Origin of the sequence: Snuella sedimenti, assembly GCF_016428595.1 — a bacterium.
In the GTDB taxonomy this organism is placed as follows: Bacteria; Bacteroidota; Bacteroidia; order Flavobacteriales; family Flavobacteriaceae; genus Snuella; species Snuella sedimenti.
This window is the reverse complement of sequence record NZ_JAELVQ010000002.1, coordinates 163,508-187,251: the sequence shown is the minus strand read 5'-3', so window position 1 is coordinate 187,251 and position 23,744 is coordinate 163,508. Positions and strand designations below refer to the sequence as shown.

At 35.0% G+C, this 23,744-nt stretch carries 21 protein-coding genes; 13 read left to right on the top strand and 8 right to left on the bottom strand.

Annotation, left to right across the window (positions count from 1 at the left end; genetic code table 11):
- Positions 1–26: 26 nt before the first annotated feature.
- Positions 27–2,447 (top strand): TonB-dependent receptor, encoded by a 2,421-nt coding sequence (locus JF259_RS02655; protein ID WP_199113026.1) that lies wholly within the window; start codon positions 27–29, stop codon positions 2,445–2,447.
- A 142-nt stretch (positions 2,448–2,589) separates the two neighbouring features.
- Positions 2,590–3,723, top strand: coding sequence for a PepSY-associated TM helix domain-containing protein (locus JF259_RS02650; RefSeq protein ID WP_199113025.1), 1,134 nt, complete (start codon positions 2,590–2,592; stop codon positions 3,721–3,723).
- A gap of 138 nt (positions 3,724–3,861) precedes the next feature.
- Here the strand turns inward: JF259_RS02650 and JF259_RS02645 are convergent, their stop codons facing one another.
- Complete coding sequence (locus JF259_RS02645; protein ID WP_199113023.1) at positions 3,862–6,630, bottom strand: M16 family metallopeptidase; 2,769 nt, start codon at positions 6,628–6,630, stop codon at positions 3,862–3,864.
- 243 nt (positions 6,631–6,873) lie between these two features.
- Between JF259_RS02645 and JF259_RS02640 the strand changes: the two genes are divergently transcribed.
- The 4 genes from JF259_RS02640 (at position 6,874) to JF259_RS02625 (ending at position 9,952) form a co-directional block, all read left to right on the top strand.
- Positions 6,874–7,314, top strand: a complete 441-nt coding sequence (locus tag JF259_RS02640; protein WP_199113021.1) for an RrF2 family transcriptional regulator — start codon at positions 6,874–6,876, stop codon at positions 7,312–7,314.
- Between the two features lie 55 nt (positions 7,315–7,369).
- Positions 7,370–8,101, top strand: coding sequence for an iron-sulfur cluster repair di-iron protein (gene ric, locus JF259_RS02635; protein WP_199113019.1), 732 nt, complete (start codon positions 7,370–7,372; stop codon positions 8,099–8,101).
- A gap of 206 nt (positions 8,102–8,307) precedes the next feature.
- Entirely contained in the window at positions 8,308–9,519 is a 1,212-nt protein-coding gene (locus JF259_RS02630) for a hypothetical protein (protein WP_199113017.1), read from the top strand.
- Positions 9,491–9,952: a hemerythrin domain-containing protein gene (locus tag JF259_RS02625; RefSeq protein ID WP_199113015.1), complete on the top strand. Its 462-nt coding sequence runs from the start codon at positions 9,491–9,493 to the stop codon at positions 9,950–9,952. Before JF259_RS02630 ends, JF259_RS02625 begins: the two co-directional genes overlap by 29 nt.
- Here JF259_RS02625 and JF259_RS02620 read toward each other — a convergent pair whose 3' ends face one another.
- The 6 genes from JF259_RS02620 to nirK all read right to left on the bottom strand — a co-directional run bounded on the left by JF259_RS02620 (position 9,953) and on the right by nirK (position 16,809).
- Positions 9,953–11,953 (bottom strand): TonB-dependent receptor plug domain-containing protein, encoded by a 2,001-nt coding sequence (locus tag JF259_RS02620; RefSeq protein ID WP_199113008.1) that lies wholly within the window; start codon positions 11,951–11,953, stop codon positions 9,953–9,955.
- Between the two features lie 170 nt (positions 11,954–12,123).
- A complete protein-coding gene (locus tag JF259_RS02615) occupies positions 12,124–12,969 on the bottom strand; it encodes a hypothetical protein (protein ID WP_199113006.1) in 846 nt (281 codons plus the stop codon).
- 325 nt (positions 12,970–13,294) lie between these two features.
- Complete coding sequence (locus tag JF259_RS02610) at positions 13,295–13,693, bottom strand: hypothetical protein (RefSeq protein ID WP_199113004.1); 399 nt, start codon at positions 13,691–13,693, stop codon at positions 13,295–13,297.
- A 127-nt stretch (positions 13,694–13,820) separates the two neighbouring features.
- Positions 13,821–14,537: an SCO family protein gene (locus JF259_RS02605; RefSeq protein WP_199113002.1), complete on the bottom strand. Its 717-nt coding sequence runs from the start codon at positions 14,535–14,537 to the stop codon at positions 13,821–13,823.
- A 2-nt stretch (positions 14,538–14,539) separates the two neighbouring features.
- Positions 14,540–15,310, bottom strand: coding sequence for a formylglycine-generating enzyme family protein (locus JF259_RS02600; RefSeq protein WP_199113000.1), 771 nt, complete (start codon positions 15,308–15,310; stop codon positions 14,540–14,542).
- Between the two features lie 20 nt (positions 15,311–15,330).
- On the bottom strand, positions 15,331–16,809 hold the full coding sequence (gene nirK, locus JF259_RS02595; RefSeq protein ID WP_199112998.1) for a copper-containing nitrite reductase: 1,479 nt from the start codon (positions 16,807–16,809) through the stop codon (positions 15,331–15,333).
- 270 nt (positions 16,810–17,079) lie between these two features.
- Here nirK and JF259_RS02590 point away from each other — a divergent pair, with 270 nt between their 5' ends.
- From JF259_RS02590 to JF259_RS02560, 7 genes are all read left to right on the top strand, one after another.
- Complete coding sequence (locus tag JF259_RS02590; protein WP_199112996.1) at positions 17,080–17,844, top strand: ParA family protein; 765 nt, start codon at positions 17,080–17,082, stop codon at positions 17,842–17,844.
- Between the two features lie 3 nt (positions 17,845–17,847).
- Positions 17,848–18,762 (top strand): ParB/RepB/Spo0J family partition protein, encoded by a 915-nt coding sequence (locus JF259_RS02585; RefSeq protein WP_199112994.1) that lies wholly within the window; start codon positions 17,848–17,850, stop codon positions 18,760–18,762.
- On the top strand, positions 18,752–19,369 hold the full coding sequence (locus tag JF259_RS02580; RefSeq protein ID WP_199112992.1) for a DUF5683 domain-containing protein: 618 nt from the start codon (positions 18,752–18,754) through the stop codon (positions 19,367–19,369). The genes JF259_RS02585 and JF259_RS02580 overlap by 11 nt, the downstream gene beginning before the upstream one ends.
- Positions 19,370–19,371: 2 nt before the next feature.
- Positions 19,372–20,076: a 4-hydroxy-tetrahydrodipicolinate reductase gene (gene dapB, locus JF259_RS02575; protein ID WP_199112990.1), complete on the top strand. Its 705-nt coding sequence runs from the start codon at positions 19,372–19,374 to the stop codon at positions 20,074–20,076.
- A 66-nt stretch (positions 20,077–20,142) separates the two neighbouring features.
- Complete coding sequence (lepB, locus tag JF259_RS02570; protein ID WP_199112988.1) at positions 20,143–21,735, top strand: signal peptidase I; 1,593 nt, start codon at positions 20,143–20,145, stop codon at positions 21,733–21,735.
- Positions 21,736–21,788: 53 nt separating this feature from the next.
- The gene (locus JF259_RS02565) at positions 21,789–22,412 is read left to right on the top strand and encodes a WbqC family protein (protein ID WP_199112986.1); all 624 of its coding nucleotides are present in this window, start codon (positions 21,789–21,791) and stop codon (positions 22,410–22,412) included.
- Positions 22,412–22,720: a DUF6122 family protein gene (locus tag JF259_RS02560; RefSeq protein ID WP_199112984.1), complete on the top strand. Its 309-nt coding sequence runs from the start codon at positions 22,412–22,414 to the stop codon at positions 22,718–22,720. Before JF259_RS02565 ends, JF259_RS02560 begins: the two co-directional genes overlap by 1 nt.
- Here the strand turns inward: JF259_RS02560 and JF259_RS02555 are convergent, their stop codons facing one another.
- Positions 22,721–23,743, bottom strand: a complete 1,023-nt coding sequence (locus JF259_RS02555) for an endonuclease/exonuclease/phosphatase family protein (protein WP_199112982.1) — start codon at positions 23,741–23,743, stop codon at positions 22,721–22,723.
- Position 23,744: the final 1 nt, after the last annotated feature.

Below are 23,744 nucleotides of genomic sequence, written 5' to 3'. Positions count from 1 at the left end.
TTATAATTAGTCTAAATAAAAATAAAATGAAACAAACAAGCATTCTACTCTTTTTAACATTAAGCATGGTTGGGTTTTCCCAAAACGGAACAATTACGGGAACTATAAAAGATAACAGCCAAAGTGCTTTACTTGGTGTAAACATTTCTTTGAAGAATACAGCCAAAGGTGCACAAACAAATGAAAATGGGTATTTTAAAATAACCAATATTAAACAAGGGAACTACATACTGGTCATTTCCTATCTAGGCTTCAAAACCAAAACGTTACAAATCAACATATCAAACAATGAATCCTTAAACTTAAAAACAATACACCTTTACGAAGGCAATGAAATTTTAAATGAAGTTGTTATCAATGGCGAACGAACCAACAAGTTTTCCCGAAAGGAAACAGCTTATGTTTCTAAGTTTCCCATAAAAGATATTGAAAACACGCAGGTTTATAGTACGATTACCCATGATCTACTCGAATCTCAAGTCATTACCACTTTTAACGATGCCCTAAAAAATGCTGTTGGTGTAGAAAACCTTTGGGCATCTACCGGTCGCGGTGGTGATGGTGCAGGTTACTATGCGTTGCGTGGCTTTTCTGTACAACCCAAACTAGTAAATGGATTACCGGGAATAACAAACGGTACAATAAACCCAGCTAACATAGAGCGCATAGAAGTTATAAAAGGACCATCTGCCACCTTATTTGGTAATGCTGTAACATCTTATGGCGGGTTAATAAATGTTGTTACCAAAAAACCCTTTGTTGGAACTGGAGGAGAATTGTCCTTTACATCTGGAACGTATGGGTTAAATCAAGTTACAGGCGATTTCAATACTGCTTTAAACAAAGAAAAAAATATCTATTTTAGACTAAATACCTCATATGCTACAGAACAAAGTTTTCAAGATGCTGGTTTTAGAAAATCATTTTTTGCTGCCCCATCACTTTCTTATAAAGTGAACGATAAGCTCTCCTTTTCTTTCTATGGAGAAATTACACAAACTGAACAAACAAACCCAACATTCTTATTCCTTAACAGAAGTGCTCCCTCCGATGCCAAAAACCTTAAGGAGCTAGGGTATAACAATAAGTTATCGTTTACGAGTAATGATCTATCCTTAAAAAATCCGACACAAAACTATAGAATTGAAATGCATTACAAACTATCGGATGCATGGCAGTCGCAAACCCTACTATCCAAAAGTTCTACCTCAACCAAAGGCTACTATTCGTATTTATACGATTACGGTATATTGGGTAATAATACATTTACACGCTTTATTAGCAAACAAAATGCCAATACACAAACAACAGATATACAACAAAACTTTATTGGTGATTTTAAAATTGCAACGTTAAGAAATAGAGTGGTTATTGGGATTGATTATTTAAACGTTACAGAAACAAGTAATAATAGTGGCTATGCTTTTTATGGAAATGTGATGCCAAATGGGAACGTTAATGGAGATAATCCTTTTACTACCGAGGTAGAAAACGACACATACCCCCTATCAACTACAGGTGTCGATGCTGTCCTTGCGACCAAGTCTATTGGCAACATTAAATCTAAATACCATATTTACAGCTTATATGCTTCTAATATTTTAAATATCACGAACAAGCTATCGGCAATGATTGGTTTACGTTTAGACAGATTCGACAACAAAGGAAGCTTGGTGAATACAGAAGATGATTTTGACCAAACTACCCTATCTCCTAAATTTGGGCTTTTGTTCCAACCCATAATAAACAAATTATCAATATTTGCAAATTACCAAAATGGATTTACCAATGTAGCTCCCATTCTAGTTGGTAATCCCGATAACGGTCCCCAAACCTTAAAATCTTTTGACCCTGAACAAGCAAATCAGTTCGAGTTTGGTATAAAAACAAACCTGTTCAACAACCGTTTAAATACAACAATAAGCTATTACAACATTAAAGTAACCGATCGCGTCATCACAGATCCCGATTCACCTTTTAACAAAATACAAGGCGGAGAAGTAATTAGTAAAGGCTTTGAAATTGATATCAATACAAACCCAATAAAAGGACTAAACATAAAAGCAGGGTACAGTAACAATGATAGTGAAACAACAAAATCGGATAACATCCAAATATTAAACCGCAGACCTCTTGAATCTGGACCGAAAACACTTTACAATCTATGGGCAAACTACCAACTTCAAGAAGGCACATTAAAAGGATTTGGATTTGGACTAGGTGCCAATGGTGCAAGCGAACGTTTTGCAATTAATTATGAATCTACAGGGGAATTTATACTCCCTAGCTATACGATTGTGAATGCTTCATTGTTTTACCAAACCCAAAACTATCGCATAAGCCTAAAACTTAACAATGCTTTTAATAAAGAATATTATAAAGGCTGGACAACTATAAATCCGCAATCCCCAAGAACCTTATTAGCAAACTTTACTTATAAATTTTAAACCTGCTTAACAATTAAAGACCTGTTAATGATTTGTCTGGTTGAGTACCGTCGAAACCTATGTTTGATCACCAAGCACTAAAACATTTCGACGGTGTTCAACGTAACGTCTAATTTACTTTTCACTCCTCATTTCCCAAAATATGACATTCAAAAAAAGTATCCTTACACTTCATAAAATATTAGGGCTTACAACTGGTTTTGTAGTTTTTATAGTCGCTATAACGGGTTGTTGCTGGGCTTTTAAAGAAGAAATAGAAAACACATATAATGATTATAAAAAAATAATCCCACAAAACAAACCTATCTTAACCCCTACAGAAGCTCAAATTTATGCCAAGTCCGTTTTCCCAAACAACAGCATTCATGGTACTGTGTTTAAGCAACCAGATGATGCCATTGAAGTTATATTTTATAACAGACAACCTGAATTTTATCAAAGTGTGTTTTTAAATCCTTACTCAGGCGCAGTCATTAAGGTAGACAACCACCTTTCAGGCTTCTTTGCTTTTATTCTAAAAGGGCACATGCGCCTATGGTTACCTAAAAAAATTGGCGAACAGGTAGTAGGTATCTCTATACTCGTGTTTATTCTTATCATCATCTCTGGTTTTATTCTATGGCTACCAAAAAGGCGTAAAAACTTAAAACAACGTTTAACTTTTGAATGGAAGCCTAGCACAAGATGGAAGCGCAAGAACTTTGACCTACATAGTGTTATAGGTTTCTATATATGTTCACTTGCCTTGGCACTTGCCTTTACGGGGTCGGTAATATCGTATAACTGGTTAAAATATGTTGTATACAAATCGGCGGGAGGCGACAAAGTACCTCAGTTCATTATCCCTAATAACATTAACAAAAGCTTAGTTACCGATACCAATACAGCTCCTATTGATCGTTTGATAGTAATGCTTCAAAAAGAATCACCTAATGCAAAAAGCTTTGAACTCCATTACCCCAAATCGGATTCATCAAGTATAGATATAGAAGTTTCCAACAGTAAAGGCTTATATTATGATTCCGACTTTCGCTTTTTTGACCAGTACACTTTAGAAGAAATTGAAACCCCTGGTATCTATGGAAAATATAGTGATGCTAAAGTGGCTGACAAGATTTTACGTATGAACTATGATATTCACATTGGCGCAATCGGTGGGCTAGCTGGAAAAATAATTGCCTTTTTAATTAGTCTCCTTACAGCATCATTGCCCGTTACAGGAATCCTTTTATGGTATGGTCGTACCTACAAAAGGAAAAAACAAATTGGTGTCTGACAAAAATTGACAGATTTCAAAAAAAAAGCCAATTTGTGAGATGGCAAATTGGCTTTAGTTTCTTCTTCTTCTTCTTTAAATAATGAGTTTCTTGAAACGAACTATCCCCGAGGCAGAGCCTCGAGGGATTCTTTTCGATTAATCCACCTTTTTATTAGAATTCTTAATTTCAAAATCTTCAAAATCACCTGCATTTACAACAGTCCATTTATCGAAAGTTTTAAAATATTTTTTTATGACTTCATTTACCTTTGCTACAGTTAATTTTTCAACACGGTCTTCAATACTTTTATGAAACATCATATCTCTATCGTAGTAGAGGTTATTGTTAATTAAACCTGATAATTCATTATCCTTAGCCCTGGATACGTTACGTCCTTGTACCCAACTGGTAACAGCGACCTCTAATTCTTCTTCAGTAATACCATCATTAATAAAACGAGCTATTTCCTCTTGAAACCCTGTTTGTACTTTTGAAGCATTTTCCGGAGCATAAATAGCATAAACTACTATAGAAGACTTTTTACCTTTTTCATCGGCATCAACATTTACGTAACCTCCGGCTCCATAGCTAACCCCATCGTTCTGGCGTAATCTGGTTGTTATCCTTGAACTTAAAACGCCACCACCAAAAATAGTGCTTGCTATTTGCAATGCAGCATAGTCCTCATCGACCTGACTCCCTTCAAAAGACAAAAGCCCTATGCTTATTGCGTTCTTTTTATCTGGCGTTTTAATTTTTTCGTTAGCAACGGCATTTGGTATAAATACATCCGAAATTGGCACATAAGGTTTATCCGATTTAAAATCGGCATATTCTTTTTCAAAATAGTCCTTCAACTCTTGCTCATTAATATTACCTATAGCTACTAAGGTTGCATTATCGGATATGCCATAAAACGCATCGTAATACGCCTGTATAGCTTCTACATTAACCGCTTTAATATCTACAATATCTTCCTCTATGGTATTCGCGTGAAGCGGGTGTCCTTTAGGGTAATTCTGATTAAGCAATCCTAATGTCTTACTTGCTAGGTACTGTGGTTCAGTTTTGTTTTGCTCAATACTTGCCAACTCTTGGGTTTTAAGTTTTTCAAGTTCTGCTTCATCGAACTTAGGATTTTTTAGCATATCGGTCATTAACGACAAAGCCTCCATAATATGTTCTTCCTTGGTACTTATATTCGCTGTTACACGTCCATTAGAGCCTCCAAAACTTATAGATGATTTTATGGCACTTAGTTTATCTTCAATATCTTGCCGCGTATTATTTACCGTTCCTTTATTAAGCATTCTTGCCGTATAACTTGCTAAACGTCCTTTATTCATAAAGTCGTTTACATTACCGTTTCTAAAAGTAAATGATAAGGTGACCGTTTTTCCTCTGTTGTCCTTTTTAATAAACCCATATTCTATAGGTGTATTTTTTAAGATGCCAGCATCCAATCTTTCCTGAATATTTTCATAAGACACGTCAAACGCTTCTCCTGTACCATAACCTTCCTTTCCCTTATAGTTCGACACTAAATCTTCTAAACCTTCTGTATGCTCAATTTCTACCCTAATTGGCTTTTTTGTTGGGATAAAATTACCAACCGTTCTATTGGTATTTATAAAATATCTTTGACTGGCTTGGTTAATCTTTTCAACAGTCATACTCTCGATCCTATCTCTGTGTATAAAGGATAATCGCCAATCACCTGCACCTATAAACTCGCTCATGTAAGTACCTAAATAGGCTGAATTTCTAAAAATTTGATCGTATCGCTTAAGTAAATTGGCCTTTGCTCTATTTAGCTCCTCTTCTGTTATTGGATTACTACTCAGATCATCCAAAACAGTTAATAGTGTATTTTCGGCTTCATTTAAAGATTTATCGGAAGGCACATTAACATTAAAATACATGAAGGAAGGTTCTTTGGTAAAAGGCGAAAAAGACCATACCGATGATGCTTTCTGACTATCAACTAAAGCTTTGTATAAACGTCCCGAAGGTTGATCTGTAAGTACATTTTCTGCAACTGCCATAGCGGCATAATCTTCATGAGATCCCGCTGGTGTATGGTATAATGCCGAAACAATTTGTAAGTCTCCCACCCTACTTAAAGTCACTCTTTTTTCTCCATCTTGAGGAGGCTCTATGGTGGGGATATCCCTTAAAGGGTGTTCTGGATTTTTGATTGCTCCAAACTTTTTCTCAATAAGAGCCAATGTCTTTTCTGTTTCAAACTTTCCAGTAACCATAAGTACAGCATTGTCTGGACGGTAATATTTTTTATAAAAAGCCTTTAAGTTTTCTATGGGAACACGTTCTATATCCGATCGGTTACCAATGGTTGACTTTCCGTAATTATGCCACAAATAAGCACTACTTATCACTTTTTGCATAAGCACACTGGAGGGCGAATTTTCACCACTTTCAAATTCATTTCTCACTACTGAAAACTCCGATTCTAAATCTTCTTTAGCTATATAAGAATTAACCATTCTATCGGCTTCCAAGTCTAGAGCCCAGTCCAAGTTTTCATCGGTTGCATTAAAGGTTTCAAAATAATTTGTTCTATCGTACCAAGTCGTTCCATTAGGTCTAGCTCCGCGAGCTGTTAATTCCTTGGGAATATCCGGATGGTTCGGCGTTCCTTTAAATACCATATGCTCTAATAGGTGGGCCATCCCTTTTTCGCCATATCCTTCATGGCGTGATCCCACCTTATAAGTTATATTAACCGTAATAGTTTGTGAAGAATTATCGGGAAACAATAATACTTTCATACCATTTCCTAAAACGTACTCAGAAATACCTTCAACACTGGCAGTCTGTTTAATTTGTGCTTTGGAAACCAGTGGACTAACCACTAGCATTACAAAAAGCATTAATACTTTGATGTTTTGATTGATGTTTGTCATGTGTCTAAAATTTAATAAATATAAGCTAAGTAAATATAATGATTGTTTCCTTAAAAGCATGTTAAAAATACTACACAAAAGCCCTATACAACCAATTTGCCGCTTCGATACAGCAAATCCATCTACAATACCACATCAACAGACCTCATTAATGGCTATCTTCTTTAAAAATTAATTTAAATTAAGATAAATTTGTCTTAATTAAAATTATTTTCTACATTTGACCAAACAAAACCAATAAGAATGTTTTCAAAAGCTTGTGAATATGGAATTAAGGCGTCTATTTTTATAGCGATAAACTCTTTTGAAGGTAAACGTGTTAGTCCTAAAGAAATAGCCGAAGAAATTGATTCCCCCCAAGCTTTTACTGCCAAAATTTTGCAAGCCTTAGTAAGGCACGGTGTCATTAATTCGGTAAAAGGCGCTTATGGTGGTTTTGAAATAGACAAAAAGGACATTGCTTTAATTAAATTATCACAGATTGTGAATGCAATTGATGGCGACAAGATTTATAATGGTTGTGGTTTAGGGCTTCATACCTGCGATGAAAACAGACCCTGCCCTGTACATGATAAATTTAAAGTTGTACGAGACGAACTCAAACACATGTTAGAACACACAAGTCTTGAAGAATTAGCACTTAATATAAAATCTGGAGCTTCCTTTTTAAAAACTATTACGTAAAGAACAAAAAAATTTAATCACAAATAAGACAATTTTATCCTAAATAAATAGCATTATGGAAGTATTAAACAACAATTCACAAAAACAAATCGGACAATTTGTAGCCGAAGATTATAGAACAGCTGCCATATTTAGTAACTATGGTATTGATTTTTGCTGTAAAGGCCAGAGAACCATTGAAGAGGTTTGCGAAAAAAAAGGAATAGACAGCGACGAACTATTAGATAAACTAAACAGTGTTATAAATACCTCAGCAAACCAGTCTATTGATTACAAGTCATGGCCTTTAGATCTGCTTACAGAATATATAGAAAAGAAACATCATAGGTATGTAGAAGAAAAAGTTCCCGTACTGAGACAATTTTTAGATAAATTATGCCGTGTTCATGGTGAAAGGCATCGGGAACTATTAGAAATAAACGCTTTATTCGTGGCATCTTCCAGGGAATTAGCTGCCCATATGAAAAAAGAAGAATTGATATTATTCCCTTTCGTAAAAAAAATGGTGCAAGCAACTTTAGATCAAAATCCAATACAAGCACCTCAATTTGGAACGGTTGAAAATCCAATTACCATGATGATGCAGGAACATGACAATGAAGGAGAGCGTTTTAGAAAAATTGCAGAACTAACAAATAATTATACGCCTCCAGCTGATGCCTGTAATACATACCGCGTAACGTTTGCAATGCTAGAAGAATTTGAAAAGGATTTGCATTTACATATTCATTTAGAGAATAACATTTTATTTCCCAAAGCCATTAAATTAGAAAAACAGTTTACATAATTGGAAGCTTAAGAATTGATTAATAGTGCCCTCTAATTTAATTGGTTTAAAAATTCCAGAAAGTCCTTGTTACTTTCTGGAATTTTATATTGAAGTGATTTAAACTTTTATAAATTGGCTAAAAAGTTTAAACCACTTCATTTAAAAGCTTCTATATTTATACCTTCTTGCTTCTAAAGTACTATTAATCGAACAAGAATTTAGCTATGCAAAAAAGACTAGTAATTGTATGCTTGATTAATTTTTTAATTGCCGCCCTTATGGGTCTGGCTTTGCGCTACACCTATATACAGCCCATTGGACTTAATTATCGCTTTTTAACGCATGCGCATTCGCACGTAGCCATGCTAGGGTGGCTGTATTTAATGCTATATGTATTGCTTGTTCATTTTTTTATACCAGAAAAGCGTCCAATATATAATCGGCTATTTTGGTTTACCGAATTTGCAGTAATTGGTATGATGCTAAGCTTCCCGATTCAAGGTTATGCTGCTGTATCCATTAGCTTCTCAACCTTACATATTTTTTGTAGTTATTATTTTGTATACCTTATCTGGAAACACCATAAAACCGAATCGGTGGTAACGAAGTACCTGTTAAAAACCTCGCTTATTTTTATGTTGATTTCTACTATAGGTGTTTGGTGTTTAGGACCGGCTGTATCGATGTTAGGCCAAGCGTCGGCCTTTTATCAAATCGCCATACAATTCTTTTTGCACTTCCAGTTTAACGGTTGGTTTATAATAGCGGTTGTTGCTGTTTTATTTCACCTATTGCAGCTTCGCGACTCAAAAAGGTTTAGGGTCTTTTTCAAACTTTTAGTTACCTCTACCATCTTAACGCTTGCTTTGCCTGTTTACTGGTTTATAGAAAACAACAGTCTGTTATGGATAAATGGTATTGGCGTCATTATTCAGTTAGTCGCCTTGTTTCATTTTTTACAACTTATTAAACCCAAGCTACCATTGGTACTAAAACAACACTCAAAGCTTGTTGTACATCTTTATAGCTTTGCAATTTTTTGTTTTGTTTTAAAGATACTCTTACGGTCGCTTTCACTACTTCCAGATATATCGGAAGTTATTTATCAACATCGAAATTTCGTTATTGGTTTTATACATTTAACGCTATTGGGTATTATATCGGGCTTTATATTTTCATTTATATTACAAAGTAAATTAGTGAGCCGTAATAGCAGTTTACCGTTCGCCATCTACACCTTTATTTTTGGATTTGTTTTAACCGAATTGCTTTTAATGTTACAAGGTGGTATGTTTTATTATGGTAAAGGGTTTATACCAAACTACTACCTCTTATTATTTCTTTTCAGTGCTTTATTACCCATTGGTATAATGAGCTTACTATTCAATATTTTAAAAACTAAAACGCATGGACAAAAAACCCTTAAAACGCCATAAAGCGCTACAACCTCTTAGTAGAGAACACCATCACGGTTTATTATTATCGTGGAAAATACGCAGTGGGCTAAGTAAAAATATTCCCGTTGAACGTATTAAAGCATACACCAATTGGTTTTTTAAAACACATTTAGTACCACACTTTGAAATGGAGGAAAAACACATATTTCCTATTTTAAATGAGGAAAACCAACTTATAAAACGTGCTTTGTCCGAACACAGGAATTTAGAGCATTTATTTAACACATCTAGATATGATGAAAAAACGCTTAACGATATTGAGGGAACACTTGAGGCACACATAAGATTTGAAGAACGTATTCTATTTCCTGAAATACAAAACAAAGCAACCGATGCTCAACTATTACTCATTGAAAGCATCCATAGCCCGTCTACATTTGAAGACAAACTTGATGATGAATTCTGGAAATAATTAACGTATTACAAAAGACACGTTCATATAAAAATTCCGTCCTTGTCTTGCTATATTATTCCAATCGGCATATGTTGAATAGTTGGCATCTAATATATTCTCAACACCATACTTTAAAACCACTTTATTAGTTTTAACATAAAACATATTTCCTAAATTCAAGTTTAATATACCATAAGCAGGTGTTTTATCTTCACCATAAAAACTACTATACTGACTTTGGTTAGCATTCCCTTCTAATTGCAAAGCAGCATTAAACCCAAGGCTATTATAATTAAACTCTGCCAAATATGAAAAGGGCCTAATTAAAGGTAACTTTATATTATCGTTACCAGTTCCGTAATTATACCCAACCGAACTGTTAATGGAAAACCTTTTATTAAACGTATAATCGGCATCAAGATAAACATCTAGAATTGTAGCATAATCAATGGCCTTATACACCCTTACGCCATCAGCACCAATAGTCATCGAATTTATAGTGGTATCTATATCTCCAATTATATAATCCGAAATATAAAAGCACGACGACTCTAATCCTATTTTTAGTTTATCGAAATGAAAATTAGAATTGACATGGAACTCCAAGCTTTTTTCCTTTTTCAAGTTTGGGTTTCCTATGTAATCATAATTATCGAAGCTGTTAAACAGGAAAAAACCATACCCTTCACTTACCGAAGGTGCCCGTTCTCCATAACCAAGTGCAAATGAAGCATCATAACTATCCTCACTTAACTTATAATCTGCAGAAAGGCTCATCAGCATTCTATTTTTAGAATCTGTTATATTTGGATAAAAGATTTGAAGACTCTCTAAACCTGTTTGCTTAGCAATGGTATTGTTATGATAACCAAAACGCAATGCCCCAGATACCGTTTCAAATGCATTAATAGCATACGCTTCTTTAACATAAACTCCCGAATAAAATGTTCTAATATCTGGCCAAGTATACATAAACATATCCGGTTGATTTGGGTCATTGGGATACATCGTCATTTCTGCTATCGACCTGTTATAAAAACTACTGAGGTTAATCAATAATTTATGTTTCCCTTTATGTAAAGCAGCTTTACTATAAATCCCATAGGTATCACTCCAACCAGGCATATCCATACGAATGGCAACATCGTCACGTTGCGAATCGTCCATAATATGGGTTATGGTATTAAAATATATCTTTGATTCCCATGATTGCAATAATGAATGATGGCCTTTATAACGATACGTTATAGAGCTTATTAATGCCTCTGCTAAAGACACATCCATTGGCAAAGCTGGATATCCAATATCCGTAGCCTTATCGTAAATTATATTAGTTTCCAGAATATGCCTATCGGAAAGTTTATAGCCTCCTTGTAACGATAGGTTATACTTTTGAAATTGGGAATGGAAGACCTCTGTTTGATTTCCTGCCTTATAATTATCTGATCTTCGAAATATACCATCAGTATTCAAATAAAACTTATCACCTGAATATTCCAGATCCAATCCAGTGGTTCCATAATTTCCATTGGTCTCATACCCCATATCGATATGTGTCGTTAAACCTTTATCATAAAACTTTGATGATGGTCGCTTCATATCGATAGCACCTCCGATACTATGTCCATTTTCAGCTCCCTGCTGACCGGAATTGACGGTTACCTTCTCTAAATTAGAAACGTCGACATAAGAAGTTACGGGATCCATTTTATCGGTACAGGCTCCAAAAATCTGCATGCCATCAATGGTCACGTTTAAACGTTCACTCGTCATATTATTTAAAGTCGCTTCCCATGCATAATTACCACGCTTTAGCATTGTAATTTTGTTCGACTTCTCTAAATAATCATCAATACTTGAGAGTGTTTTTTCTTGCCGATGATTGCTTAATTTACGCTGTCCAATTAAAATGACTTCATCTAACTGTGTTGTATCTTTTCTAATAAATTGCTCTCCTTGCTGGGTATAACCAGACATACTTAATAAAACGCCAATGTATACTAATACAATCTTTTGCATAATAAAAAAATTAAAATAAGACGGGAAGTGAGGTTGCCTAAAGCCTAAAAAGCTAAATTCTGTTCTTCATACTTTAGACAACCTTAATCTATAAAACAAAATATTCCTTTAATAAAGAATTTCTTGAAACGAATTATCCCAGAGTCAGAGCCTCAAGGAATTCTTTTCGATTAAAATTGGAGTTCTAAGTACAAACTACTTTGCGTATGCTCTTCTGTTACATCTTCGCCTTTAAGTACCTCTTCCTTTGCATTTGCAAGTTTTAAGTTTAACACCCAATACCCTGTCATTGTTAATGACAATTCTCCATGATATGTGGCTTCTTCATGATTGTACGTTAAATTGGTATTATTGGGTGAGCTATGGTTACCCATTCCTGGCATTCTAGGATCCGAATGCAATGTATAGCCTTCTACAACAGGGAAAGACATCATGTTTTCCATTTTGTAAACTCCAACTATAATATCATTTACACCAATAATAGGCTGAGTAGGCTCAATTAGGGCTACAACATAACGTTTGTCATCGGTTCCCATAAAACTAGTTACATTTTTCTTTTCACTTTGCTCAACTGTTATGGCTTCACTAATCGAATAATCTTCTCCGTTAATAGAATAATCTATCGTTAATGTCCAACCAGAACCATCTAAATTGGTCATTTGATAGATTACAAAACCTGTGAAAACTGTCTTTTTTCCAGACGCTTTTTCAATCACCGATTTAGGGCATGAATGCTGCATACTTGGCATCTGCATCATAGGCTTCCATACTAACGATGCATTAGATACGTAAGTATCAGAACTATGCTCTTTTATACGGATACTCACCGCATTATAACCAGTATAAAATTTACCCGATGCCGTATACAATTCTATGGTATGGCTATCGTTTGTTAGTTCTTGAATTTTTAAAAGACCTTCAACTTCATTTAGTTCAGGTGTATCATCGTTATCGGTAGAACATGCTGTTATTAATAGAATAACTAATAAGATTGGGAATATATATTTTAATTTCATTTGCTTAAATTTTAGGTATGATTGTATTATACCATGGGTATATACCCAGTAACTTTTTGAGATCACCGAATAAAGCATATACTTTATTTTACGATAATTTAAATTTAAAAAGTTAGGTATAAGCAATCCATTTACAGGCGTTACACAAACTGCCCATAGTAATGAATACTTGTTTATAATTAATTTTAAGGAATACCATTTACCTCCCAGCCAACTTATTTTTGCAAGCCGGAAAAGGTTAATCTATTTGGATTTAAACCATTTCTGATTTAGAGACTGTTTAAATTCCATTTTTGAAATTTAAACAGTCTCTAAAAAATAAATATTAGCTTAAAATTGGTGGTGGCGTTTCTACTGCCAAAGCTGTTTTTGTTATTTTGAAGACGTTTCTTGACAGTACAATTTTAGGCAATAGCGTTTGTATAAACTGTATTTCGATAGTGCTCGACTTAGCTATGTAAAACACATCTAATGATTGCGGTTTATTTTCTGGCAAAGGGGCTTCTTGATTATTAGAGCGTGAATCGTTTTGGGCCAACTGCTCTTGTAAATGACACTTACCATTACACCCTTGTTGGTCATCTTTTTGAACACAAAGTGTCGCGGCAATAAAATCTTGATTCCATAAAAAGTGTCCCATAATAACCAAGGTATTGATGTTATTGAACAACAATGCAATAATCAATACAACAACGGTTGTTTTATGTAAAACACGTTTTATCATGTTGCGAATTTAAAACTAACAGGTCTTCCAAAACATGACGGAAGTCACTATAGCTAAAACTTTATTTTTTACAAAGCCGCAAAAGTAGTATTTTGTGAATTTAACTCCTAGTTAATTTACAGGTATTCTATTGTACCAGTTTTAAAATACTATCCACGGTTTCTTTGTTATCTACTCCCAAACCTTCCTGCTGGTGAACCAATTCGCCTCCTGAATTAAAAACACTAATAATATTGGAATGCGAAAAATCTAGAGGTGAAATCTGTTTATATTTTACAGCAAGTACATTAGCAAATTCCCTTACACCACTTTCTGTGCCTTGTAAAAATGTCCATTGTTCGCCATCCATAAAATTCTCCTTAGCAAAAGCTTTCAAACGAGCAGGTGTATCATTTTTAGGATCGATACTAACCAACACAAACTGAAGGTCGTTTAATTTATCCTTGGGTATTTTGGCTTCAATATTTCGCATATCGGCTACCAAACGCGGACAGGCCGCCTTACATGTTGTATAAATCATAACCATCACCAACGTTTTCCCCTTTAAATCTTTAAGCTGAACGGTGCTCCCTTCTTCGGTATGCCAGGTAGTTGTAAGGTTGAAAATAGACTCATCTGAAATAACATCGTCTGCAACTGATTTTGTTCTTTGGTTTTCAACCATTACCAAATCCATTTTACAAACCGGACAGGCTTCTAATTTGGCATAGGTTTTATTTCCTTCACATTGCATAGGACATTTATAAACCGATTCCTCTTCACTTACTTTATGCGAAGCATTATCTTTACAAGCAGTAATAACCGTTAAAACTAACAGTACTACAATAAATTTTAGGTACTTCATTATTATTCATTTATATCTCTTACACATCTAAACCCCAAATTTTTCATGGCATACTTAGCCTTTAAACTACCTCGAATAGCATAGCGCATAAAAGCTGCATAATTCATTAAATCGGTCGCTCCTACTGCTGCACTTCCACAAAACAAATTGGTATCATTATCCACATCTTTCCTCGACTCTCCAGATACTAAAACCGAATTAAAATCTAAAGTCCACTCCCAAACCAAACCATGTAGGTCATAGACATTCCAATAATTTTTAAATGTGGAACCAATTTCATTATTAAAGGTTTTTGGCTTTTCGTACCACCCCAAGATAAATTCATTATAACTTTTCAATGTTCTCGCATCAGGAATCGTTTCATTCGACATAGCAACGTATTCCCATTCATCTATTGTTGCCAAACGTTTTCCTTGACACTCACAATAATCCTTTGCAGCAAACCATGAGATATTTGTAATAGGAGCTTTTAATGATTGTTGGTCTCCTAGTTCGGTATCCGATTTCCAATCTTTTAAATAATTTTTGTCTGCAAATAGTTTTTTTACTTTAGAGCGTTGCCATTTTGGATTTGCCTTAACAAATTCAAGAAATTCTTTATTAGTTACGGGGTACACATCCATTTGGAAATCTACAATAGTAACCTTTAATGAATCACGTCCGTAAAGCGGAATATAGGTTCCTCCTTTTATTTTTACCATTTTAGATTGACAATCTGCCGGATGAACCCAAAATAGCAATATGCAAATTGTCAATCGTAAAACAGCTTTCATTTTTTTATCTTAATAACTGATTAGTGCCCACTTTTAACACGATCAACCATTGCTTTGGTTACATTGGTTTTATTGTTATCCCATGAGTTATATACATAGGTCAATACATCTGCAATTTCGTCATTGCTTATCGACTGTCTTGTCATCACACTATTATACTTTTCACCGTTAACAGTAATTTCTCCTGTCTTTCCTTTGAGTACGATCTCTATAGCGCGATCTACATTGGCATTTAAGTAATCTGACTTAGCCAATGGAGGAAATGCATTAGGAATACCTTGCCCTTCTGCCTGATGACAGGCAAAACAGGTTTGCATATAAATTTGTTTTCCAGATTCCATCTTTTCTGCTAAGGTCTTCTCTGTAGTTGCTACAGTTTGTTTTGCTTTACCATCATCTGGCATGGTTTGTACGCCTCCTCCTTCTGGGTTATAAATACCTTCTTGAACAACTCCAGAGTAAATAGTTTTATTGTCTTCACCCTCTACCTTTAACATTCCTAAAGCACCTTTATTAAAAGCCCTAAAAATAGCATGATCTACTAAAATAAAAGTACCGGGCACATCTACTCTAAACTCCACAATAGCAGCTCCTCCAGCTGGAATAGACGTTGTTTGCACATTTTCATTTATCATGTCACCACCTTCAACGAAAACATTGTCAAATATCTCACCAATTACATGAAATGACGATGTTAAATTAGGGCCGCCATTACCAACAAATAAACGCACAGTTTCTCCTACTTTCGCCGTAATCGCATTATCACCTGTTAGTGCATTTACACTACCATTGAATACAACATAATCGGCATCTTCATCAACAGCCTTATTCATATCGAACGCCTGTAAACCAGGCTCGCCGTTTTCGCCCTTAGTATAAAAATCACCTTGCATGATGTAATACTCTTTATCTACAGGAGGCAAGCCGCCTTCTGGCTCCACTAAAATTAAACCATACATTCCATTCGCTATATGCATCCCAACTGGAGCTGTTGCACAATGGTACACATATAAACCAGGGTTTAATGTTTTAAAACTGAACGTCTTTTCATGACCAGGTGCCACAAAAGACGATGTTGCACCTCCTCCTGGTCCTGTAACAGCATGTAGATCGATGTTATGCGGTAATTTATTGTCTGGATGATTGGATAACGTGAACTCTACCTCATCACCCACCCGGGTTCTAATAAAACTACCAGGTACACTACCGCCAAAAGTCCAGTATACGTATTTTACACCATCGGTCATTTCCCCTTCCTTTTCAAGGATTTCCATGTTGACTATTAATTTTTTAGCCAAACGCTTTCCTACAGGTGTAGGTACATGAGGGGGTGCTGTTAACTCGGCCACCATTTCTCTATTTACGGGGATATCGGCCGTATTTTCATAAGTTTTCTTTTTTGTGTTTACACACGACACAGTAAGTAGTACTGTAACTAATCCTAAATAGGCTAAAAAGCTTGATAGCTTAATTTTTAACTTGTCTTGTTTTAGTATCATAATAATGTGTTTAATTAAGTTGGTCATTACAAATAAGATAATTTTATCCTAATTTAGGAACCAAAAGTAACTTCAAAGTGCTTTTAAAAATATGATTTTTATCATATTACCCACTTAAAAATGAAAAATACCAAAATAATTCTTCAATAAAGATTCTTAATAAATATAAGAAATTTAGGACTAAGTATTAAGCATGCGCTTTGTTAACAAGTAACATTTTTTATACTCGTAAATAATTGTATTTTTACAGTCATAAAAACCAAATCATTAATGGGTAAAATTATTGCAATTGCTAACCAAAAAGGAGGTGTTGGTAAAACAACTACATCTGTAAACTTAGCCGCTTCACTTGGTGTTTTAGAGAAAAAAGTATTATTAATTGATGCAGACCCTCAAGCAAATGCAACATCTGGTATAGGCATTGATGTCGAGACTGTTGAAATTGGCACCTATCAGCTTTTAGAACATTCTAATTCTGCAAGAGAAGCCATTATAAAAACCGAAACACCAAATCTTGATATTATTCCGGCTCATATTGACCTTGTCGCTATTGAAATAGAACTTGTAGATAAAGATCAACGCGAGTATATGTTAAAAAAAGCATTAGCCGACATAAAAGAGGACTATGACTATATTTTAATAGACTGTGCGCCATCTCTAGGTTTATTAACTTTAAATGCCTTAACAGCAGCCGATGCTGTAATCATACCTATTCAATGCGAGTATTTTGCACTGGAAGGTTTAGGAAAACTGTTGAACACCATTAAAAGTGTTCAAAAAATTCACAATGAAGCACTGGATATTGAAGGCTTACTTTTAACCATGTACGATTCACGATTGCGTTTATCAAACCAAGTTGTAGACGAAGTTCAAAAGCACTTTAACAACATGGTTTTCCAAACTATTATACAACGCAACGTACGCTTAAGCGAAGCCCCTAGTTATGGCGAAAGCATTATAAATTATGATGCCAGCAGTAAAGGAGCCAGTAACTACCTAAGTTTGGCGAAAGAAATTATCAATAAAAACTCCTAATATATGGCGAAGGCAACAAAAAAACAGGCTTTAGGAAGAGGTTTATCGGCACTTTTAAAAGACCCTAGTAACGATATTCAATCTGCACAGGATAAAAATGCAGATAAAGTTATAGGTAATATTGTTGAGCTAGATATCGATTTTATTGAAGTTAATCCATTTCAGCCTCGTACCAATTTTAATGAGGAATCATTACAAGAACTTGCTTCTTCCATAAAAGAATTAGGCATTATTCAGCCTATAACCGTACGAAAACTTGACTTTAACAGTTATCAGTTAGTCTCAGGAGAACGACGCTTTAGAGCTTCAAAACTAATTGGGTTAGCGACCATTCCTGCTTATATAAGAATTGCCAATGACCAGGAATCTCTTGAAATGGCATTGGTTGAAAATATCCAGCGTCAAGATTTAGATCCAATAGAAATAGCCTTGTCCTACCAACGTCTTATTGACGAAATTAATTTAACACAAGAGCAAATGAGTGAACGTGTTGGCAAAAAACGTTCGACCATTACTAACTACCTGCGCTTGCTAAAATTAGATCCAATAATTCAAACGGGAATGCGGGATGGTTTTATTTCAATGGGCCATGGTCGTGCATTAATTGCAATTGAAGATCAAGCAATTCAGTTGGATATTTATGAAAAAATTCTTTCCAACAAACTCTCTGTAAGAGAAACGGAAGCATTAATTCGTAATTTTAACAATACGCAAAACATTGAGGTAACTCCTAAAAAAGATGCAGAAACCGAAAATGTTCCTAAATACATAAAAAAAGGTATTACAACCTTTTCGGAATACTTTGGGCATAAAATTGACGTTAAGGTCTCTAAGAATGGAAAAGGAAAGATAACCATTCCCTTTCACTCAGAAGAAGATTTTAACCGCATTAAAAAATTAGTACAAGGTGCCAAATAAACTCCTAATAACGGGCATAGTCTCATTACTATTTTCTTTAACAATAGTAGCTCAAGAAAAAAAAACTTCCGATACTAAGCTTCCTAAAGCAATTGAAGTGGATACGCTCTTGCAGGTTACTAAGGCTCCTATCGATCCTTTATCCCCTGCACGTGCTGCTTTTTATTCGGCTATTTTACCTGGATTGGGACAAGCCTACAATAAAAAGTATTGGAAAATACCCATTGTTTACGGTGCTCTGGGTACAGGTATTTATTTTTATATAAATAACAACAAAGAATACAATCGTTACCGCGATGCGTATAAAAGCCGACTTGCCGGTTTTACTAACGATGAGTTTTATTTAGACGCCCAGGGCAACCAACTCCCCACACCCAGAGTAACCACAGAAGGATTGGAACGCGGACAAAAATTTTATAGAAGGAATAAAGAGATATCTCTTTTAGTCATTTTAGGTATTTATACCTTGAATATAATCGATGCCAATGTAGATGCACATTTATTACAATACAATGTGGATGAAAACCTATCTTTGGCTCCTCATTTTAATATAGATAAGATGGATGCCACAAGCAATCTTGGATTAACTTTAAATTTCAAATTTTAAAAATGAACATAGCTTTACTTGGATACGGAAAAATGGGGCAAACTATTGAAAAGATTGCCATAAAACGCGGACACAATATTGTATTAGCCATTGACAAAGAGGATAAAGAATACGATATAACCAAGGCCGATGTTGCCATCGACTTTAGCGTCCCTACAGTAGCTTTTAATAACATATCCAATTGTATAAACAACAACGTTCCTGTTGTATCGGGTACCACAGGTTGGTTAAACGACTACGAAAAAGCGGTAGCTTTATGTAAAGAGAAAAACGGTGCGTTTATCTATGCATCAAACTATAGCTTAGGTGTTAACATCTTTTTTGAACTCAATAAAACATTGGCAAAAATGATGAGCAACCTAAAGCAATATAATGTCTCTATGGAAGAAATTCACCATACTCAAAAACTAGATGCTCCTAGTGGCACAGCTATTTCGTTGGCTAACGACATAATCTCCAACCACGACAGTTACAAAACATGGTCGTTAGATACACAAGAAGATGCAGGCATACCTATTGTAGCAAAACGTATAGAAGATGTACCCGGAACGCATACTGTAAATTACGAAAGTGAAGTCGATACCATTACTATCGAGCACATTGCACACAACCGACAAGGCTTTGCGCTTGGTGCTGTTATCGCAGCCGAATGGTTGGTTGGAAAAACGGGAATCTTCACTATGAATGATGTGTTAAATATTGGTTAATACATTTAAAAACGGTAACAACATTAGTAAGTTTGGCTACTAACTAAAGATAAAAAAACTACAATTATGACGTTAATACAATGGTTTATATGCTTTTTAATTATTCAGGTTATTCATGGTTTAGGCACATGGAAATTATATACTAAAGCAGGAAGACAAGCCTGGGAAGCTTTTGTTCCCGTATACAATGGCATTGTATTGATGAAAATAATAAACCGTCCTTGGTGGTGGATATTTTTGTTGTTTTTACCTATTGTTAATCTCATTATGTTTGTTGTTGTTTGGGTTGAAACCGCAAGAAGTTTTGGTAAAAACCAACCCATGGACACATTTTTAGCTGTAGTAACCCTTGGCTTCTACAACTATTATTTAAATTATGTTGCCGACGTTAAACATATTGAAAACAGAAGCTTACACCCCAGAACAGGTTTAGGCGATTGGGTAAGTTCTATTTTATTTGCTATTGTAGCTGCTACCATTGTACATACTTATTTTATTCAACCATTTACAATTCCAACATCGTCGTTAGAAAAGTCATTATTGGTCGGAGATTTTCTTTTCGTAAGTAAATTTCATTATGGTGCCAGGATACCAATGACAACTGTTGCTGCTCCAATGGTTCATGATACCATTCCTGTTCTAAAAAAGAAATCGTATTTGTTCAATGACGATTATAACAAACGTAAAACGTCTTGGCAAAATAAATTACAATTACCATACCTTAGAATACCAGGCTTTGAAAAAATTGAACGCAATGATATTGTAGTATTTAACCAACCAGCAGATACTTTGTTGGATATGAATAACTTTCACCCTAACAGGAATTACTACAAACCTATTGACAAAAAAACAAACCTTGTAAAACGTTGTGTAGGTATCCCTGGGGACTCATTGGAAATTAGAAATGGTTATGTGTATATTAATGGCAAACAAAACGAATTACCAGATCGGGCACACTTACAATTTAGTTATTATGTACAGCCAAAAACAAATCAGTTCAACCCTAAGTTTTTAGCAAACAGATACGATATTACAGATAGATTCCAAATTATTAACAATCAAAACACCTATTATTTTTCTGCTATTTCAGATGAAGCATTAGCTAAATTTAAAAACCACCCCAATGTGGCCAGCATCATGCCCGTAAAACAGGAAAAAGGCGTTAGGGATCCTAGTTTGTTCCCTCATGACCCGAATTACAAATGGAATGTTGATTTCTTTGGACCTTTGTATATCCCTAAAGCAGGAACAGCGGTAGACATCAATCTGGAAGTACTTCCTCTTTACAAAAGGGTCATAACAGAATACGAAGGCAATACCTTGGAAGTTAAGGGCAATCAAATTTATATAAACGGCACAAAAGCTGACTCTTACACCTTTAAACAAGATTACTACTGGATGATGGGTGATAACCGTCACAACTCACTAGATGCCAGGGCATGGGGATTCGTTCCTTTTGACCATGTGGTTGGAAAACCTGTTTTCATTTGGATGAGTTGGGATTCGTTTGCCGATGGTTTTAAGAAAATACGTTGGAAACGTTTATTCACTACTGTAGGTGGCAGTGGCAAACCTACCTCCTATTTTATCCCATTTATAGTATTACTTTTTGGATGGATTGGATACAGTAAATGGCGTGCTCGTAAGAAGAATGATTAATTTGTTTTTCGTTTAATATAAGCATAGTACCCACCAAATAAACGCATCCACAGATGACCGTTTTAATACACCCTACGTATTTCCCTAACATAGCACATTTTGTAGCCATGGTTAAGGCGAACCATATTCAATTTGAAGTTGAAGACAATTTTTTAAAACAAACCTATAGAAACAGAACTTACATTTATGGGGCTAATGGGAAATTGGCACTGCACATTCCCGTAATCCATACCCAGAAGAATCGTCAAAAATACAAGGATGTTAAAATTTTCAATGCTGAAAATTGGCAGGTTACACATTGGAAATCCCTTTTATCTGCTTATCGTACCTCTCCTTTTTTTGAATATTATGAAGACGAACTTTTCCCTTTATTTAATTGTAAAATGGATTATATTTTAGACTTTAACCTAAAATGTTTTGAAGTAATATGTGAGTGTTTACAATTAGAATTAAATACTTCAAAATCCCAAACCTTTAATAAGTCTGTTGAAAATTGTGAAGATTTTAGGTATCTGGTAAATGCTAAAAAAGAACAACAACAATCTTTTGATGCCTACACCCAAGTTTTCGACAATAAGCATGGCTTTATTCCTAATTTGAGCATATTGGACCTTCTATTTAATGAGGGACCTAATGCATTGAACTATTTAGAATCCCAAGTAATCCCTGCGCAATAATGCTACAACCCTTTCTTCATTATGGTTGTCATATCCTCCTGCCACTTTTTGTTGCCCTAATTTGGTATAAACCGAAATGGCAACTGGCCTTTTTAATTATGCTATCGGGTTTTTGGATAGATATAGATCATTTACTGGCCACCCCTATATTCTCCCCCAACCGATGTAGCATTAATTTTCACCCACTCCACAGTTATTATGCCATAACGGTATATCTTATCTTGTTAATTCCCAACAAGACACGCTTAGTCGCTTTGGGTTTGGTAATCCATATTATTGCCGATGTTGTAGACTGTTTGCTTATGTAATTATTTCAAAGCCAAAGTCGCCATGATTGGATAATGGTCAGAATAATGCTCGTCATAGGTTTTAAATTCCTTAACGGGATAACTTTCATCAGCTAAAATAAAATCGATCCTTACCGGGAAGTACCTAAAATCATAGGTACGTCCAAAGCCATTGCCTGCTTCCTTAAATGCATCGCGTAAATTACCTTTTATTTTTCGGTACACATACGAGAATGCCGTATTATTAAAATCGCCGCAAACTATCATTTTATACTTACATTGTTCTTTATGCGCTAAAAACAACTCGGTTTGCTCCTGTTGCTTCTTAAAAGCTCCTCTTACCCGCTTAAAAAGCCTTTCGGAATCTTCTTTCTTTAAACTTTCAACTTTAGTATTAATACGTAGTGACTCTAGATGAATATTATACACCCTTACCGTATCATTACCCTTTACCAGGTCAATGAAAATTGCATTATTAGCCGTATTTGGAAATTCTATGGAACCCGAGTTTATTATGGGATATTGTGAAAAAATAGCCTGGCCGTACTTCGTTTTCTTTCCTGATAGCTTTTCGAACTTATACTTAAAGAAAGAAAGATCTATCGCTTCATGGGGATGGTATTCCTGAACACTTAAAACACCTGGAGCTTCTGCCTTAATAAAATCCACAATCTTTGTTTCCAAATGTGCTTCGGGTAACCATTCATAAAGATTAAACAGCCTAATGTTATAGTTCATAACCTTTATGCTATCTTTATTTGCTTCTTCTTTGGATGAAGTAAACTTATATAGTGATCCAAAAGAAAAATAACTAATAATTAATACCACAAGCGATAGCATCAATTGCCTTTTCAGCTTAACCAACCAGTACAGACAGAACAAAACATTGCTAAGAATTAAAAAGGAAACGCTCAAATTTAGAACAGAGAGTCCAGCAAAGGTTTTTGGAGGTACATATGGTAAAACAAACGACAATAACAGTGCTAAGGCCGCTATTTGATTCAGCAAAAAAATCAGTTTATCAAGGAGGCTTAACTGCTTCATA